The sequence below is a fragment of the Komagataeibacter sp. FNDCF1 genome (genome assembly GCF_021295335.1).
Lineage (GTDB): Bacteria > Pseudomonadota > Alphaproteobacteria > Acetobacterales > Acetobacteraceae > Komagataeibacter.
The window spans coordinates 1,786,934-1,802,001 of record NZ_JAIWOT010000001.1; the positions used below are offsets into that span (position 1 = coordinate 1,786,934).

The window sequence follows — 15,068 nt, forward strand, 5'->3', positions numbered from 1 at the left end:
AGAGCGTGTCGTCAGTTAATTCCGATGATGGCGGAAACGAGTTGCACTGCTGCGAGGAATGTTGACTTCAGCTTGTCGTAGCGTGTTGCAATGCCTCTGAACTGCTTCAGCCTGGCGAAGAAACGTTCAATGATGTTTCTGTTTTTGTAGAGATGGGAGCTGATTTTCCGTGGATCGCGTCGGTTTTTCCTTGAAGGGATAACCGGTGCGATCTGCCGTTCTTCGATCTTTTCGATAAGCGGATCGGGGTCATAAGCCTTGTCGGCGATAAAGGCTGCAGGGTCGACTTCATCCAGCAGGGGGTCTGCTTCCGTGATGTCCGCTCTCTGCCCGGGCGTCAGGGACAGCGCAACCGCCTTTCCTGCGGCATCGACAATGACGTGGATTTTCGAAGTCAGTCCGCCACGGGACCGCCCGATGGCCTGATCCGCGCCCCTTTTTTACGGGCATCCGCACTGTGCTGGTGAGCCCGGACAATCGTGCTGTCGATCATCATGTATTCGTTGTCACGATCGGCGGCCAGATGCCGGAAAATCCGTTCGATTACGCCGCCTTCGCACCAGCGACGCAGTCGCCGGTGGATGTTTTTTCAGTCACCAAAACGGACAGGAGGGTAGGCCAGCCATCCGGTCGGTATCGGCTAATCGCGGCCGCATGGATTGCCGTGGCACTGAAATAATATACATATATTTATGTTAAATAGCGACTGCTGCCAGCAGAAACAGGCTTGTCCTGAAAAGAGCATCTTTTCTGCTCTTTGAGAATATCTTTTATTATCAATGGAAAACATGATGGGACTATCCTTGTTCAGATGGATCGCTATACCCGTCTGTCCACGCTCTGCAGGGTGGAAATTTGCCGAATATCCTGCCATTCAATGCGCGGAATTGGGCATTATCAACGATAGTTTCGATTCATATCACATTTAATCGCTCAATATGGAATTTACATAATCCACGATATGGGCACTATCAATTTGTGGCTCTCTGTGGTTTAACATATTTAATTGGTGTTTATGGTTGGTTTTGGGTTTATGCACTATGCATAATGGTTGTTTTCGTTTGCCATTCAGATGGCCGTCCCAGGCGTATGGATATCCTGCTGAGACTAACGCCCTTCCCGTAGGGCTGCATCTGATAGCACAGCATCATCCGGTTTTCATGCAGAACGTCCATAGCGTTTTGTCCGGCCATAACCAGGCATGTGCTGATACTATTTCCCATCCGGGTGTCCGCTGCGTAGATCAGAACGGGCAGAGCGCAGGATACGTTATGGAAAAGGCGCAATCTGGTCTGAACTGTGTGACAATGTGATCAATGTCGACAATTTAGTTGCCGCACGCTGACTTCCTGAAAAAATCCTTTGTAAAAATAGCACTTTAGAAAAAATCAAAAAACTTCTTGAGACGTTTCCCGCCACTGGGGAAAGTCATCTCGTCAACCCGGATGAAGTGTTTCTTAACAGGAGTTGCAAATAACATGTCCGATACAAAAACTGTTTCCACCTATCTGCGTCCCATCGACCGGACCGGACTGCTGGGTTTTGCAGAAAAAGGGCGCAACAACCCCGATAACTTCGGCACGAACAAGGTCCATACCGTGTGCGAAGGCCAGTACCGCACGCTCAGCTATGTCGGGCAGCATGCCCCGGTAGTGGTGGATGAACCGCTTCATCTGTTTGGCCAGAACACGGCCCCGGCCCCGGGTGAGATCGTCCTATCCGCACTGGGCGGCTGCCTGGCTGTCGGCATTACGGCGGTTGCCACATACCGGGAAGTAAAGCTGAGCAAGCTGGAACTCTGGCTGGAAGGCGACATTAGCAATACGGCGGCATGGGGTGCCGGTGGGGCTGAGCGCAAGCCCGAGGAAATGGGCTTCCAGCGCATTCGCGTAAAAGTGGCGGTGGAAGGCGATGCCCCGCGTGAGGCACTGGATGCCATCGTGCAGCATGCCAATTATTTCTCCCCCGTTGCCAATACGATGCGCAATCCCGTTCCCATGACGATCAGCCTTGCAGACTGAGTTTTATGGCACCGCATGCCGGTAAAAGGAGACCGTCTTTCCATGTCAGCCCGGAACATGACACAGGCCGTTCAGGCGGATACGTCTCTTCTCCAGCGCGTTGACGAGATCGCACGGGGGCCGCTGGCTGCAATCGTGACGGATATTGACCTGAACGGTCATTATCCGCTCGAAATCCTGCGCACGCTGGGGGAAGCGGGGGCGCTGGCCCCCCATCTCCAGCGCAATGGGGCGGATTTTGGCCTGGCCATTCAGGCCATGGCCACCGTCAGCCGCCAGTGTGGTGCAACCGGCTTCCTTATGTGGTGCCACATGGTCTGTGGCCTTTATCTCGAAAAAGCGCCCGATAGCGCACTCAATATGGAACTGCTGTCCACCCATGCCCTTGGGCACAGCTTTGGCGGCACGGCGCTGTCCAACCCCATGAAGGCCCTGGCCGGGATCGAGCGCATGGCGCTTGAAGCCACGCCGGCGCCGGGTGGCTATCGTGTCAGCGGGGTGCTGCCGTGGGTTAGTCATATCGCGCCGGGGCAGTATTGTGGCGCCATGGCCCGGATAGACGGACAGAAAGGGCGCGAGATCCTGTTCCTGCTCCGTTTCGATGGACAGGCGACGCTTCGCCCCTGCCCCCATTTTTCCGGGATGGAAGGCACGAGTACATGGAGCATCCGTCTCGATGATTACTTCCTGCCCGCGCACGATGTCATTGCCGTGCCGGCCCAGCCGCTGGTCAGCGTCATAAAGGCGCCCTTCATCCTGCTACAGGCCGGCATGGCGGCCGGTGTCGTGCAGGGATGCATTGATTCCATGCTGGAGGTTGAACCCCAGCTTGGCCATGTCAACCGCTTCCTCGAAGACCGGCCGGACACCATGCAGGCCGAACTGGATGCCTTTACACAACGTGCCCTGAAACTGGCGCGTACACCGGCCGAGACGGACCCATCATACCTGCTGGATGTGCTGGACGTGCGGGCCCATGGCTCCGAACTGGCGCTGCGCGCGTCGCAGTCTGCCCTGCTGCATCAGGGGGCACGGGGGTATCTGAGCACTGCCGCCCCGCAGCGCCGGGTCCGGGAAGCGCAGTTCGTGGCAATCGTAACCCCCGCGATCAAGCACTTGCGTCTGGAAATGGCGCGGCTCATGACGGAGGAACTGCCCGCATGATTCCCTACCGCAAATTCATCTGTCGGGTCTGTGGCTGGATCTATGACGAAGCCTTGGGGGACGCCGATGGCGGCCTGCCGCCCGGAACGCGGTTTGATGATATCCCCGATGACTGGGCATGTCCCCTGTGTGGCGTGACCAAGGCAGATTTCGAACCCTATGTCCTGCCGGCTGCCGCCGTTACGGCCGGGACGACGCCCGACATATCCGTTACTGCCCGCAGCGTATGGGACGCCGTGATCGTAGGGGGCGGCACGGCAGGCTGGGCGGTGGCCGAGCGCCTGCGCGCCCTGAGTCCGTCCGCACGGATCGCACTGGTCACCGGGTGCGCGGGTGACCTATACGCCAAGCCCCAGTTGTCCGTGGCGTTGTCACGCAATCTGGATGCAACCAGCCTGTGCCAGGGTCAGGGTGCGGATACGGCCGCAGGCATGGGGATCACGCTGATGGGCGGGACCTTCGCCTCCGGCATCGATCCGCACGCACACCGGCTGCGCACCACGCGGGGCACGCTGCGATATGGCGCGCTGGTTCTGGCGCAGGGCGCGCAGCCCGTGCGCGTACCCAGCCTGCCGGCGGATCTGGTGTGGCGGGTCAATTCCCTGTCGGCTTGGCTAAGGCTGCGCCGGAGCATTGGCGACACGCCACGGCGCATCGTGCTGGTTGGCGCTGGGCTGGTCGGATGCGAACTGGCGGAAGATGCGGCCAAGGCCGGGCACACGGTCACGCTGATCGGTCGCGGCCCCTATCCGCTGGATGGTCTTGTGCCGCCCGCGGCGGGACGGCGTCTTGGCGCACGGCTGGAGCATGCCGGGATTCATGTCATGAACGATACTTTCGTTCATAACGTTACGAAATCAGAACGTACGGTGGGGGTAAATGTTGTGACATCAGGCCACCCTGCCCTGTGTGAAGCCGATATCGTAATTGCCGCCATCGGGCTGGAAACCAACCTGCATCTGGCCCATACGGCGGGGCTGGATACGGATAACGGCATTGTGGTTGAACCGGCAACGCTGCGTACCAGCCAGACCGATATCTATGCATTGGGTGACTGCATCAGCATCCACGGCCAGCCCTGTCGCTATATCGGCCCGATTGCCGCGCAGGCGGATACGATTGCGCACGAAATCCTGGGGCTGCGCCATGCGGGGTATGCCCACCAGCCGCCGAAAGTGCGGCTGAAAAGCAGGGTGGCCCCGCTGGAACTGACCGGCACGCCCGACCCGGCCGCGCCATGGGAAGTCGTGACGGACACGACCGAACGCCTTGTCATGCAACAACGCCGTGGCAGCGCCACGACAGCGCGGCTGGAGGTATCGTGATGAGCGGATTTTCCTTCCTGCGCCCACCGCGCGCCACCCTGCTGCAGTGCGCCCCCGCTGTTCCGGCCGGGGCGGTGTGCGGCTGCGGTGCCGTACATGCCCCGCCCGCGCGTATTGGCCGCCGGGCGGTGCTGGGCGCGCTGGCAGCGGGAACGGTGCTGGGCAGCCTGCCGTCCCCGCTGCGTGCGGCAGTGCCGGCAGGCCCGCTGGAACGGGCCGATGTCACCATCGGGTTTGTCCCGATTTCCTGCGCCGCACCGCTGATCATGGCGGAAGCGCGGGGCTTCTTCATACAGGAAGGATTACGGGTACAACTGCAGAAAACGGCAAACTGGGCGCTGGTCCGCGACCGGCTGCTCGATGGTCACCTGAATGCATCTCACCTGCTTTCGCCCATGCCGCTGGCGCTTTCGCTCGGGCTGGGCGGCAATGCGCCGCATGCCGTGCGCGTGGCCAGCATGCAGAATCTTAACGGGCAGGCCATCACCCTTGCCCTGCGCCATCATGACCGGCGCGATCCGCGGCAGTGGAAGGGAATGACCTTCGCCATCCCGTTTGAGTTTTCCATGCACAACCTGCTGTTGCGCGCCTATCTGGCGCGGCACGGGCTGGACCCGGACCATGACGTGACCCTGCGCGTGACCGCCCCGCCAGACATGGTCGCCAACCTGCGGGCCGGCAATATTGACGGTTTCCTGGGGCCAGAGCCCTTCAACCAGCGCGCGGTCATCGAGGAAGTGGGCTTCATACATATCCTGACAGCGGAGATATGGGACGGCCACCCGTGCTGTGCCTTCGGCATGACGGCGGCATTCATGGACGCCAGCCCCAATACCGCCGCCGCCCTGCAGCGCGCGATGATCCGCGCCGCCGATTTCATGCAGCAGCCTGACAACCGCGCGCAGGCCGCACGGATCATGGCCCAGCCGCGTTACCTGAATCAGCCCGAACTGGTCATTCGCCAGAGCCTGACTGGGCATTACGCCGATGGCCTCGGCGTGGTGCGCGACAATCCGCGTCGGGCGGCCTATTCGCCCTACCCCTATCCGTCCATGGCGGTATGGATCATGTCGCAGTTTGAACGGTGGGGATACCTGAAGGGGCCGGTGGACTACCGCGACGTGGCCCAGCAGGTCTTCCTGATCGATACGGTCAGGCAGCAGGCGCAGGCCATGAACCTCCCCCAGCCTGCGGATGGGGGCAACAACTGGCCCTCCTTCAATATCATGGGACAGCATTTCGATCCTGACCATCCGTCTTTCTTCAATCAGGGATAGCCGCCATGATTTCAGTAGAAAGCCGTCGGGCCTTTTTCCTTTTCCTTGCCCTTTTCGCGGGGCTGTTGCTGGTCTGGCAGCTTTCCACCGCGTCCGCACCCGAACGGTCTCCATACGGTATCCCGCAGGGCAATGCGGAATACCAGATGCTGATGGGCCACGCCCCGGGTACGACCCAGACCCGGGAAGGCTTTCCCGGCCCGGCCCGCTTTGTCGCATCCGCCCTGCAGGCCCTGCACGCGCCGTTTCATAATAATGGCCCCAGTGACCGGGGCATTGGCTGGCAGGTTGGCGCGTCCCTGCTGCGTGTTGCGATCGGATACGGGCTGGCGGTTGTGGTTGCAGTGCCGTTGGGGTTCCTGATCGGGCTGCGTCCCGTCATCCGCCGCGCGGTTGACCCGTTTATCCAGATCCTGCGCCCGATTTCGCCTCTGGCATGGATGCCGCTTGCGCTTTACACGATCCGCAATGCAGAAGGCTGCGGCATTTTTGTCATCTTCATCTGTTCCCTGTGGCCCATTGTACTCAACACGGCCTTTGGTGTCGGCAGCGTGCGCCGGGAATGGCTGAATGTCGCCCGCACGCTGGAAGTCGGCTGGGCGCGCAGGGTGCTGTTCGTCCTGCTGCCGGCGGCGGCACCGACCATCATTACCGGCATGCGGATCGGGCTGGGGATCGCGTGGCTTGCCATTGTCGCGGCCGAGATGCTGGTGGGCAGTTCGGGCATTGGCTACTTCGTGTGGAACCAGTGGAACAACCTGTCCCTTTCCAACGTGCTGCTGGCGGTCCTGCTGATCGGTTTTACGGGCATGGTGCTGGACGGCGCGCTGGCGGCCCTGCAGAGGAGCGTGACCTATGCCGAATGATAACGCATTGGCACCAACCACCATGGCCCATGACACATCCCGGCCGCTGGTTGAGGTCTCCATGCTGGAAAAACGGTATGGCAATAGCGGACCACCGGTATTTTCCGATGTGTCGTTCACGATCCAGCCCGGTGAATTCGTCTGCCTGATCGGCCATTCGGGATGCGGCAAAAGCTCCATACTCAATATCCTGGCAGGGCTGGAACAGCCGTCCGGTGGCACGGTCATCATGGATGGGTGCGAGATCAATGGCCCGGGTCTGGAGCGTGGTGTCGTCTTTCAGGGCCATGCCCTGCTGCCGTGGCTCAGTGCGGTGCAGAACGTGGCCTTTGCCGTACGGTCGCGCTTTCCCACCCTCTCACGTACCGAAATAAAGGAAAAGGCCGAATACTACCTGCATCTGGTCGGCCTGCGGAACGCGCTGGACAAGAAGCCGGCCGAACTGTCGGGCGGCATGCGCCAGCGCGTGGGGATTGCCCGCGCCTTTTGCACGCAACCCCGCATGCTGCTGATGGATGAACCCTTTGGCGCACTGGATGCCCTGACACGCGGGTTGATCCAGGAGGAACTTCTCCAGATCTGCGCCCGCACGCAGCAGACCGTCTTCATGATCACGCATGATGTTGATGAAGCGATCCTGCTGGCGGAACGTGTTTTACTGATGAGCAACGGGCCTGATGCCCGTCTGGCGGAAAGCATCGACAACCCGTTGCCCCGCACCCGGACACGGGAAAGCATGCATCATGAAACCGGGTTTTACGATCTGCGCAACCACCTTGTCGACTTTCTGGTCCGCCGCTCCGCGCTGGTCAGCAAGGGCGAAAACTGACGTCATGAAAGGAAATGACCATGCCTGTATTCGAAAGCCGTGAAGAGGTCACGCATGCCATCATTGCCGCGCGCGTGGCCAGAGGCATCCGCTGGGCGGATGTAGCAACGGCCGTGGGCCGGAGCAAGGAATGGACCACGGCGGCCTGTTTTGGCCAGATGACCTTCAGCAAAGGAGAGGCCGAGGCCCTTGTCGCATTGCTTGACCTTGATCCCTCAGCCCTGGCGTGGCTGCAGACCGTGCCCTACAAGGGCACGCTGGGCGGCGGCGCGCCGGATGATCCGCTGCTGTACCGCTGGTATGAAATGATCAGCGTCTATGGTCCCGCCATCAAGGAACTGATCCATGAGGAGTTCGGGGACGGGATCATGAGCGCCATTGACTTCAAGATGCATATCGAACGCGAACCCGATCCGGCGGGTGACCGGGTCCATGTGAATATTTCCGGAAAATTCCTGCCTTACAAAAAATACTGACAGTATTATCCGGGCGGAATTCAATATTCTGCCCATACTATAAAATAACAGAAAATAAAATTATCGTCCCAGGACGGTACGGTTTCTTGCGCTCTTTACGGTCCGACATCGTAACAAGGAGTACAGACCATGTCGCATGCCTACAGGACTCTTCTTCCCGCACAGGCGCAGTTGTTCACAAAGGCTGCCGCCCTGTCCATCACGCTTGCAGGTCTGGGCTCATCGGGCGCATACGGGGCGGCCCCGGTCACGGACCTTACGCGCGGCGGCCTGCCCCCACCCAATACGGCGCGACTGGTGCCAAAGGTCATAACGACCCCGCCTGCACAGGGTGCGCCACAGGTTAAAAAGACCGTACCCATGCCTGCCTGGCTGGGCCGGTTTACCGCAGCCAATGGCGCGGCATCCGGCTTCGGTACGGTTGGCCCATACGGGCAGGCCCGCTGGGCCGAGGACTGGAGCTTTCTTGCCCATGAACCCGCCGATGTCCGGCGCAGGGACTGGTTCAACCGCCTGAAATACGTGCGGCTGAATGACAGTGGCTCCATCTGGGTCAGTTTCAGCGGGGAAGAACGCCTACGCTATGTGTTTGAAAACCAGCCGGCACTGGGCAAGGCCGGGGTGACGGATGCTAGAGCATAATCCGATCAGTCTGGTTCATATCCAGCGGCGGTGAAGCACGCAGCGGCCTGGCGATGAGAGATATCGTCAATTGCTTCACAGACGGTATTTTGAAGAGCGTCGAGGGTTCGCGGTGCCACCCGTCTGATCCACGCCTTCATTTTGGCGAAGATGTTTTCGATCGGGTTGAAATCAGGACTGTAGGGCGGCAGGAACAACAACCTGGCGCCGACTGCCTCCACAGCCTCGCGGGCAACGGCTCCTTTATGGGCGGGCAGATTGTCCAGAATGACGACGTCTCCCGGCGACAGGGTTGGAACGAGCACCTTGCGGGTATAGGCGGCAAACCATTCGCCGGTCATTGGGCCGTCCAGCATCATCGGTGCTGTCATGCCGGAGAGGCGCAGCCCGCCGATGAACGTCGTGGTTTTCCAGTGCCCGTGGGGCACGGACATCCGACAGCGCGTGCCCCGTTGTGACCGCCCCCGCAGGCGGGCCATCTTCGTTGAGACGGCTGTTTCGTCGATGAAGATCAGACGGGCCGGATCAAGGTCAGGCTGACTGTCAAACCAGGCCTCGCGCCGCTGTGCGACGTCGGGCCGTGTCTGCTCGCTGGCGTGCGCCGTTTTTTTTGATGGTCATGTCGTGACGGTCGAGACAGCGCCAGATCGTGCTCGGCGCAAAGCGGACACCGTGTTCCGCTGCAAGTGTCTCCGCCAGTTCGACAAGGGAAATATCGGCCTTTGTTTCAATCGCGGCCAGCAGGAAGGCTGACCACGCTTCAATCCGGTGAGAACGGCGATCACCGCCCTGTTTAATACCAAGGGCTATTGTCTCTGACTCATCTGTGAAGTGACGCGAAGGGCCTGTTCTGATTCTGTTGTGAGAGGGAGGATCGGGAATGGCTGGTGCGATTGCTTTACGGACGGATTATACGGCTTCTGCGTTACGACGTCTGGCTTCTCGTACGCGGGATGCGAATGTTGCACGGCGCCTTTTGTCTCTGGCTGCGGTGCGCGATGGTGCCAGCCGTGGCGAAGCGGCGCGGATCGGCGGCATGGACCGGCAAACCCTGCGGGACTGGGTGCACCGGTTCAATGCTACGGGGCCGGATGGTTTGCGGGACCAATGGCGCAACGGGTCGGTCTGCCGCCTGACAGCGGACCAACTGGCAGAATTATCGGCGCTGGTCACGACAGGGCCTGACCGTGCCCGGGACGGTGTGGTGCGCTGGCGTCGGGTCGATCTTCAGCGGGTCATCGAAGAGCGTTTTGGCGTCTCCTATCACGAACGCCATGTCTCCACCCTGCTGAAGCGGCTTGGGTTCAGCCACGTCAGCGCGCGTCCGCGTCACCCCGGACAGGATCCATCCGTCATGGACGCGTTTAAAAAAACTTCCCCACGATCCTGAGCGCCCACACCGGACATCTGCCCAAGGGCAGGCGGATTGAACTCTGGTTTCAGGACGAGGCCCGCATCGGGCAGAAGAACGGCCTTGTCCGACAATGGGCGCGGCGTGGCACCCGACCACGCCAGCCGGCCGACCAGCGCTACGAGAATGCCTGGCTGTTCGGGGCGATCTGCCCGGCACTTGGCAAGGCGGCAGGCCTGGTGCTGCCGTTTACCGGCACGGCCAGCATGCAACTGCATATCGAGGAAATCTCACGCTGCGTCGCACGCGGCGCCCATGCCGTCGTCCTGCTCGATCGTGCCGGCTGGCATACGACACCCAAACTCAGACTGCCGCGCAACGTCAGCCTGGTCTTCCTGCCGTCCCGCGCGCCCGAACTGAACCCGGTCGAGAATATCTGGCAGTTCCTCCGCGCCAACTGGCTGTCCAACACCGTGTTCAGTGGCATCGAACACATCATCGAAGCCGCATGCACCGCATGGAACAACCTCACCGCCCTGCCACAGACCATCCGATCCATCGGTCTCAGAAACTGGGCTCATATAGGTCAAAGGTGATAGCCCTTGGTATAAGCGCATGGTCACGACCGCTGGCCTGCCACTCAGCAACCCAGCGGATAACGCTCGACGAAGACACACCAAAACGAACCGCCGCCGCACGACGGGTCATGCCAGAGGCAACAGCCGCAATCGTGCGGCGGCGAAGGTCAGCAGACAGGGCTCGGGTCATACGGGTCGGCCTCCATACCGGCACATAGTATGAATCAGATTTCGACCAGTAGGGGAATCTTAAAATGAACCTATTAGATCGGATTATGCTCTAGTCGTGTTCTGCTGCGCAACCAGTACGGGGCCGACCTGCATCTGGGGTCGCATGTCCGTATCTATGCCGAACTGCTTGATGCCGTGGCCGGCGGGTCGAATACATACGGCTACCAGACCGGCCTGCAACGTGAACGGCTGGACATGCAGCAGGGCTTTGTCGAACTGCGGGGCCACTTCCTCGGCGCGCATATGGGGGTCATGGGAGGGCGGCAGCTGTTCCTTGATGCACCGGTCATGATGCAGTCCGCGCGTGATATCCCCAACGTGCAGCAGACATGGGACGGCTTTCGTGGTTATGCGTTATGGAAGAACTTTCGGGTAGACATCTTTGATTTCTTCCAGACGAACAAACAGCCGGTTGGCATATTTTCCAATGGTACGAACTATTCCGGCCGATTGTACGGCGCCTATGCGTCCGGCGCGCTTCCCGCCTTCCAGTTCATGGGGCAACGCTCCCAGCTTTACCTTGATGCGTTCTTCATGGGCTACCTGTATGGCAGTCCGCTGGCATCAGTCCCCACGGCATCGGTTGGTGGTGCCACGGCGGGCACGACGCGCCGGGATGGCATCGGCGGGCGGCTGTGGGGCAAGGTTGGCCCGTTTAGCGTGAATCTTGACGGCATTTATCAAGGTGGCTCGTTCCATCCCGTCAATAATGGCGCACACCGGCGGGTGGATGCCTATGCGGTCAATGGCGGCATCAATTACACCATTCCCAAGGTTCCGGGCGCACCAACCTTCGGCGTGCAGGCGGATCTGTTCTCGGGTGGGAATTACAACCAGACATCGGGATCGGTAGGAACGTTTGGCACGCCCTATTTCCCGCTTCCCTACTATAATGACGTGACCATGACCCTGAACAACCAGAACCTGGTCGGGGTTGGCCCGGTCATGACCTATGCGGTGGCGAAAAAGGTCTCGCTGCGGCTGCATGCGCCGTTCTTCTGGCGTGATAGCACGCAGGACGCGCTGTACGGGATCGGGCGCGTCTATACTCCGCGCGACGGGCTGCACGGGGGATATGTGGGTGCCATACCACAGTTCCAGGTCAGTTGGTCCTTTGCCCCGCACTGGGTCTGGACGCATGATATTGCCGGTATCCTGGCCTCCCGTGGCGTGCGCGCGGCAGGGCTGCATTCAGGCGCCTATTACATGCAGACCATGCAGTTCGTATTCTGACTGACAGAAGCGCTCTGTCCCTGTAGGCTACCATCTGGCTGCCAGCGTCCCCTCGCGGGCTGCCAGCCAGATGGTTCCTTTTCCTTATCAGGCTTGCTGGCACATATGTCCGGTTCCGACACCCACGATGGTTTCCCTGCCGAGTTCTGGCGTTCACAGGAAATCCTGCTGCTCAAGAACGTCATGGCCCTTGTGGGCCGGGGGCTTGATCTTGATGGCGTGCTGCGTGAGGTCGTGCACCTGCTCTCGGAACTGCTGGGGCTCAACCGCGCGCGCATCATCCTCAAGGACCCGGAAGGGGATACCTACCGCATCCGCCATGCCTATGGCCTGACAACAGCCGAGATTACACGCGGTGTCTACCGGCTGGGCGAGGGCATAACGGGGGCGGCACTGAAGAACCGGCATCTGATTATCGTGCAGGATATCGACAAGGAACCCCTTTTCCTTGGCCGTGCCGTCCTGCGTGAGCACCTGCCACCGGAAAAGGTGGCTTTCATCGCCATGCCCATTGACCTGGGACACAACCGGGTCGGCCTGATCGCGTGCCACAGGCTGCGACACCGGAACAGGAACCTGTCCGATGACATCATGATCCTGCAGATCATATCCACCCTTATCGGCCAGTTGATGAAACTGGGCGATACGGTGGAAGAACAGACGCGCGCCCTGCACGAGCATAACCAGTTGCTGGAAAATGCGCTGGAAAACGCCACCATGCGGTATGGCATCATTGGCACTTCACCTGCCCTGCTGAAGGCGATTACCGAGCTTGAAGGCGTATCGCACGCGTCATCCAGCGTGCTGCTGTGCGGGGCTGCGGGAACGGGCAAGGAACTGTTTGCGCGCGCGCTGCATATGGCCAGTCCCCGTCGCGCGCAGCCCTTTGTGCGTGTCAACTGCGCCGCCATTCCCGAAAACGCATTTGAAACCGAGCTTTTCGGCCACGAACGCGGGGCTTTTCCTGGGGCAAGGGCACGTCGGCTGGGGCAGCTTGAACAGGCGCATACCGGGACGCTTTTCCTTGATGAAGTTGGTGAACTTCCCTTGGCCATACAGGGCCGGCTGCTGCACGTGTTCGAGCAGGGCACATTATCGCGCGCCGGTACGGCGCTTTCGCGCAGGATCGACATCCGCATTGTCAGCGCGACCAGCCAGAACTTGCGCAAGCGTGTCGAGACGGGGCTGTTCCGCTATGATCTGTTCTACCATCTTAATGTCATACCCATCACGTTGCCGACCCTTGCCGCCCGCAGGGAGGACATTCCCCTGCTGTGCAGCCATTTCCTCAGCCAATTCAACCAGCGGCATGAACGTAACATCAGCCTGTCCCGGTCTGCAGTCGAACTGCTGACAGAACAGGACTGGCCGGGTCATATCCGCCAGCTTGCCAATGTTATTGAACGTGTCGTGCTGCTCGCGCCACAACCGGTCATCACGGCACGGGAACTGCGCGCCTTCCTGCATGACATTACGCAGCCGGTTCCATTGCAGCCACTACAGGGCGAACGTGCATATCGGCCGTATCTTTCCGCTTCTTCCCATTCCAAGGAAGAACTGCTGCATGCGCTCAGGCTGAATGGCGGCAACAAGTCACGCACCGCGCAGCAGTTGGGCATGACGGCACGGCAGCTTCATTATCGTTTGAAGTTGTTTGATGTTGTCTAGCAGCCTGTCGGGTTGGGCATTTTGCGGCTGATAACGCCGAGGCAGACCCGGCTTATGCTGCGTGAAGCCGAGCCATTCTTTTGCAGTTGTATGCGAGAGCGACGAGTGTCCATTCGGTCGTAACTTTTGCAAGGCTGCGCAGACTGAATCTTCTGAACCCCATGATGCTTTTGATAATTCCAAAGACCGGTTCAACGGTCTGTTTTCGTAGTCTGTAAACATCTCCGGCTTCTGTGGTTTCCAGCCTGTCCTTCATGGCTAGCCGCCAGGGTTCGGTTATCCGGCGTGGCTCCTTGTTTTCAGGAGGTGGCCGGAAATCATATGGCCTGCGGGCGCGAGGCCGTCCGATGGCGACCAGCGGATCGATGCCTTTTTTCCGCAGGTCCCGGACTGCCTGCCCGTTGGGGTAACCGGTGTCGGCGAGCACTGTCTTTGGGAGACCGATCGTGTTTTCCATCGACAGCACCGTGCTGGTAAAGGACGGCGCGTCCGCTGACGTGGCGACAACGCCGGTTGTCACGATCAGCTGGCTGCCTTCAGCGCAGACCACAGCCTGAGCATTGTAAGCCTGCCGGAACTCATGGGCGTCCGAACGCCGCATGAGGCGGCTGTCCGGATCAGTCAGGCTGATCTGTCTCTCGGGTGGAGGTTCATCATCGGGCGGTTTCGGCGCCCGGCCGCGACGCCCTGTTTTTGCGTCATAGACGGCTTTCTTTTTCTCGTATGCCGGTCGCGCCGCCTCGGCCTGAGCCTTCGCGTCAGATTCCAGCCGGGCGCAGGCTTCATCCAGCTTCGCTTTCAGCGTTTCCCGGCGGGCAAGTTCTTCCGGCAATGCCTGCGGATCACTGTCTGTGGCGTCCGCGTGCTCCGCCTGTTCCATCAGTTTCGCGATATCCACCCCCAACTGTTCACGCAGGGCCCTGATCCGGTCGTAGCGCAGGGAGCGGTATTTCGAGGCGTCGGCATCAATCTTCGTGCCGTCGATCGACACCACACCCAGACGCAGCAGGCCCGTCTCGCGCGCCAGAAGCAGGACCTGCGCAAATGCAGCTTCAATGGCCGTCCGGTTCGTTCGGCGAAAGGCGGCAATCGTGTCGTGATCCGGATGCAGGTTCGCCGCCACGAAGCGCACCCCGATGTCACGATATGTCGCCCGCTCGATCCGCCGTGAGGAAAAAATCCCGTTCGCGTAACTGAAAATCAGAAGAGCCAGCATCAGCCGCGGATGATACTGCGCCTTGCCACCCGTGCGCACCGGCACGCAGAACGCGGTCATCGGAACCCGCTCAACAGCGGCAACAATGAAATGCGCCATATCGTCAGCCGGAAGCCACGACTTCAAATCAGGCGGCAGAAGATACGGCTGAGACCGGTCAAACGGGATAAAGCTACTCATCTCATAACCTT

12 protein-coding genes and 3 pseudogenes are annotated in these 15,068 nt (G+C 60.2%); 11 read left to right on the forward strand and 4 right to left on the reverse strand.

Going from position 1 to position 15,068, the window contains the following annotated elements; all coding sequences use genetic code 11:
• Positions 1 to 11 precede the first annotated feature (11 nt).
• Positions 12 to 610, reverse strand: a pseudogene (locus LDL32_RS08445) (IS5 family transposase); the annotation flags it as partial.
• Between the two features lie 868 nt (positions 611 to 1,478).
• Between LDL32_RS08445 and LDL32_RS08450 the strand changes: the two are divergent.
• The 8 genes from LDL32_RS08450 to LDL32_RS08490 all read left to right on the forward strand — a co-directional run bounded on the left by LDL32_RS08450 (position 1,479) and on the right by LDL32_RS08490 (position 8,600).
• A complete protein-coding gene (locus tag LDL32_RS08450; RefSeq protein WP_019087099.1) occupies positions 1,479 to 2,021 on the forward strand; it encodes an OsmC family protein in 543 nt (180 codons plus the stop codon).
• 42 nt (positions 2,022 to 2,063) lie between these two features.
• On the forward strand, positions 2,064 to 3,185 hold the full coding sequence (locus LDL32_RS08455) for an acyl-CoA dehydrogenase family protein (RefSeq protein ID WP_233066025.1): 1,122 nt from the start codon (positions 2,064 to 2,066) through the stop codon (positions 3,183 to 3,185).
• Positions 3,182 to 4,510 carry an FAD-dependent oxidoreductase gene (locus tag LDL32_RS08465; RefSeq protein ID WP_370636665.1) on the forward strand — a complete coding sequence of 443 codons (1,329 nt, stop codon included), beginning with the start codon at positions 3,182 to 3,184 and terminating at the stop codon, positions 4,508 to 4,510. The genes LDL32_RS08455 and LDL32_RS08465 overlap by 4 nt, the downstream gene beginning before the upstream one ends.
• Positions 4,510 to 5,787 carry a CmpA/NrtA family ABC transporter substrate-binding protein gene (locus LDL32_RS08470; protein WP_233066027.1) on the forward strand — a complete coding sequence of 426 codons (1,278 nt, stop codon included), beginning with the start codon at positions 4,510 to 4,512 and terminating at the stop codon, positions 5,785 to 5,787. Before LDL32_RS08465 ends, LDL32_RS08470 begins: the two co-directional genes overlap by 1 nt.
• A 5-nt stretch (positions 5,788 to 5,792) precedes the next feature.
• On the forward strand, positions 5,793 to 6,653 hold the full coding sequence (gene ntrB / locus LDL32_RS08475; RefSeq protein WP_007396452.1) for a nitrate ABC transporter permease: 861 nt from the start codon (positions 5,793 to 5,795) through the stop codon (positions 6,651 to 6,653).
• Entirely contained in the window at positions 6,643 to 7,482 is an 840-nt protein-coding gene (locus LDL32_RS08480; protein ID WP_233066029.1) for an ABC transporter ATP-binding protein, read from the forward strand. Before ntrB ends, LDL32_RS08480 begins: the two co-directional genes overlap by 11 nt.
• Positions 7,483 to 7,496: 14 nt before the next feature.
• The gene (cynS, locus tag LDL32_RS08485) at positions 7,497 to 7,958 is read left to right on the forward strand and encodes a cyanase (RefSeq protein WP_007396454.1); all 462 of its coding nucleotides are present in this window, start codon (positions 7,497 to 7,499) and stop codon (positions 7,956 to 7,958) included.
• Positions 7,959 to 8,087: 129 nt separating this feature from the next.
• Positions 8,088 to 8,600 (forward strand): hypothetical protein, encoded by a 513-nt coding sequence (locus LDL32_RS08490; RefSeq protein WP_370636666.1) that lies wholly within the window; start codon positions 8,088 to 8,090, stop codon positions 8,598 to 8,600.
• A 5-nt stretch (positions 8,601 to 8,605) separates the two neighbouring features.
• On the opposite strand, the pseudogene LDL32_RS08495 reads toward LDL32_RS08490, so the two are convergent.
• Positions 8,606 to 9,196 (reverse strand): annotated as a pseudogene (locus tag LDL32_RS08495) (IS630 family transposase); the annotation flags it as partial.
• 284 nt (positions 9,197 to 9,480) lie between these two features.
• On the opposite strand from LDL32_RS08495, the gene LDL32_RS08500 reads away from it, so the two are divergent.
• Positions 9,481 to 10,547, forward strand: a protein-coding gene (locus LDL32_RS08500; RefSeq protein WP_233064331.1) for an IS630 family transposase whose coding sequence is annotated in 2 segments (ribosomal slippage) — positions 9,481 to 9,967 and positions 9,967 to 10,547 — 1,068 coding nt in all. Because the reading frame shifts where the segments join, the coding sequence is not laid out codon by codon here.
• Here the strand turns inward: LDL32_RS08500 and LDL32_RS17865 are convergent.
• Positions 10,516 to 10,719 carry a helix-turn-helix domain-containing protein gene (locus tag LDL32_RS17865; RefSeq protein ID WP_255673796.1) on the reverse strand — a complete coding sequence of 68 codons (204 nt, stop codon included), beginning with the start codon at positions 10,717 to 10,719 and terminating at the stop codon, positions 10,516 to 10,518. The two genes, LDL32_RS08500 and LDL32_RS17865, sit on opposite strands and share 32 nt — an antisense overlap.
• An 89-nt stretch (positions 10,720 to 10,808) precedes the next feature.
• Here LDL32_RS17865 and LDL32_RS08510 point away from each other — a divergent pair.
• Positions 10,809 to 11,993 (forward strand): annotated as a pseudogene (locus tag LDL32_RS08510) (alginate export family protein); the annotation flags it as partial.
• Between the two features lie 105 nt (positions 11,994 to 12,098).
• A complete protein-coding gene (locus LDL32_RS08515) occupies positions 12,099 to 13,661 on the forward strand; it encodes a sigma 54-interacting transcriptional regulator (protein ID WP_233066031.1) in 1,563 nt (520 codons plus the stop codon).
• Positions 13,662 to 13,713: 52 nt separating this feature from the next.
• Here the strand turns inward: LDL32_RS08515 and LDL32_RS08520 are convergent, their stop codons facing one another.
• Positions 13,714 to 15,057: an IS1182 family transposase gene (locus LDL32_RS08520; protein WP_233066033.1), complete on the reverse strand. Its 1,344-nt coding sequence runs from the start codon at positions 15,055 to 15,057 to the stop codon at positions 13,714 to 13,716.
• Between the last annotated feature and the right edge of the window lie 11 nt (positions 15,058 to 15,068).